We start from the raw sequence: 2,211 nt of genomic DNA, 5'->3' as shown, positions 1-2,211 counted from the left end.
ATCGTCTGCGAGCCCGAGGGCGGGGAGGTCTGCCCGGTGGCCAAGGGGGCGATCCGGCTGGAGGCCGCGTTCACCGGAGCGATGGCCCACGGCGCGATGCCGTGGATGGGGCGCAACCCGCTGCCGGCCGTCGGGACCATGCTCGCCGCCCTGGCCGACACCCCGCACGTGCTCCGGTCGCCCCACGGCGACCACCCGCTGCTCGGACCCATCTGCCTGACCCCGACCGTGCTGCGGGCCGGCGACCCGGAGCAGATCAACGTCATGCCGGCCACCGCCACCCTGGCGGTCGACATCCGGACCGTCCCCGCCGTCGACCACCGGGTGCTGCTCGCCCATCTCGCCGACACCGCCGGCCGGATCGCGCACGACGCCGGGCTGGGCGTCGAGCTCACCGTCGTCGACGACCGGCCGCCCGTCGACACCCCGGTCCACCAACCGGTCGTGCAGGCCATGCTGGCCGGGCACCGGGCCGCGACCGGCGTCGACGCGGTCGTCGGCGGCGTGCCCGGCGCGACCGACGGCACGATCCTCACCCGGGACGCCGGCCTGGCCACCGTCGTCTACGGCCCCGGCGGCAAGTGGATCGCCCACCAGGCCGACGAGTACGTCGAGGTGGCCGACATCCTGAGCAGCATTCGGGCCTATGTCGCCGCGGCCCGGCACTTCCTGACCGGACCACCGGGCCCGGCCGGATCGGCCCCTGACCCTGACCTCGACCCCGACCGCGGTGATCGCTCCGACCCACGTCCCGGATCGGCGACGGTTCGACCCGATTCGGTGGGACGATGATCGGCGCAGCACGGCGGGACCGATGGCGGGAGGACCGATGAGGCCGGGCCCTGACAACGCCCTCACCGACGTCGACGGCCTGCGCGTCGGCCACCACACCGCCGTCGGGAACGGGTTCCTGACGGGCACGACGGTGGTGCTGGGCCCGGACGAGGGCATGGTCGCCGGCGTGGACGTGCGCGGCGGCGGTCCGGCCACCCGGGAGACCGACCTGCTCGGCCCGACGGCCTCGGTCGAGCGGGTGCACGCGATCGTGCTGTCCGGTGGCAGCGCCTTCGGCACGTCGGCCGGCACCGGCGTGGCCGACCACCTGGCCGCGCGCGGGGTCGGCCTGCGGGTGGGGCCGCACCCGGACGCCGTGGTGCCCCTGGTCCCCGGCGCCTCCCTGTTCGACCTCGGCCGGGGCGGCTCCTACCGGTCCCGGCCCGATGCCGCCTTCGGGGCGGCGGCGCTGGCCGATGCGCTGGCCGGCGCGAGCCCGGCGGGTGGGCCCCGGCAGGGCAGCGTGGGGGCCGGTACCGGCGCGGTGGCCGCCGGGCTCAAGGCCGGCATCGGCACCGCCTCGGTGGTGCTGCCCGGCGGCGCGGTCGTGGCCGCGCTGGCCGCGGTGAACGCGGCCGGCAGCCCGCTGGATCCGCGCACCGGCGGGTTGCTGGGCGAGCCGTGGCTGCTGCCCGGCGACGCCCCCGATCTGCCTGTGCCGGGCCCGGCCGCCCGGGACCGGCTGCTGGCCATCACCAGCCCGGACGTCACCGGCTTCGATTTCGGCCCGGGGCCCGACCCGGCGACCGATGCCGGGGTCACCCGCAACACCACGCTCGTGGTGGTGGCCACCGACGCGGCGCTGACCAAGGTGCAGTGCACCAAGATGGCCGCGGTCGCGCAGAACGGCATGGCCCGGGCGCTGAACCCCGTCCACACGATGGACGACGGCGACATCGTCTTCGGCGTGGCGACGGCAAGGGGCCCGGTGCCGGACCCCCTGACCTACCGGCGGATCACCGTCGAGGCGGCCAACGCGGTGAGCCGGGCGATCGTCCGGGCGATGCTGGCCGCGGACTCGGTCGTCACACCGGCCGGACAATGGCCGTCGTGGCAGGACGTGGTGCACGGGGCACGCTGATCGCCGGCCGGGCCTGCGCCGTGGCCGGCTGGGTGTTCTGGGTCGCGATGCAGGTGCTGGCCGGCGACCCGTTCCCGCCGGAGATCTCGGTCTCCCAGTACGGCCTCGGGCCGACCGGTTGGGTCTTCACCGTGTGGGCGATCACACTGGCCGCCGCGCCCCTGCTGCTCCTGCCGTCGCTGGTACCGGCGGGCGCGCCGGCCCGCCGGGCGGCGGCCGGGCTGCTGTGGGCCGGGTTCGCCGGCGCCGTTGTGATGGCGCTCGTGCGGACCGACGACGGCGGGGGAGCGATGTCC

3 protein-coding genes are annotated in these 2,211 nt (G+C 76.5%); all 3 read left to right on the top strand.

The features are described from left to right. Positions 1-792: M20 family metallopeptidase (locus ACOJUF_RS10520; protein ID WP_420121803.1), on the top strand; the 792-nt coding region annotated here is incomplete at its 5' end. A 37-nt stretch (positions 793-829) separates the two neighbouring features. Then, on the top strand, positions 830-1,915 hold the full coding sequence (locus tag ACOJUF_RS10515) for a P1 family peptidase (protein ID WP_420121802.1): 1,086 nt from the start codon (positions 830-832) through the stop codon (positions 1,913-1,915). Continuing rightward, positions 1,885-2,211: DUF998 domain-containing protein (locus ACOJUF_RS10510; RefSeq protein WP_420121801.1), on the top strand; the 327-nt coding region annotated here is incomplete at its 3' end. The genes ACOJUF_RS10515 and ACOJUF_RS10510, both read left to right, overlap by 31 nt.

Origin of the sequence: Nakamurella sp., from assembly GCF_048594475.1 — a bacterium.
Taxonomy (GTDB): Bacteria; Actinomycetota; Actinomycetes; order Mycobacteriales; family Nakamurellaceae; genus Nakamurella.
Note: the sequence above shows the minus strand (reverse complement) of the source record. Positions and strands in the feature narration are given on the sequence as shown.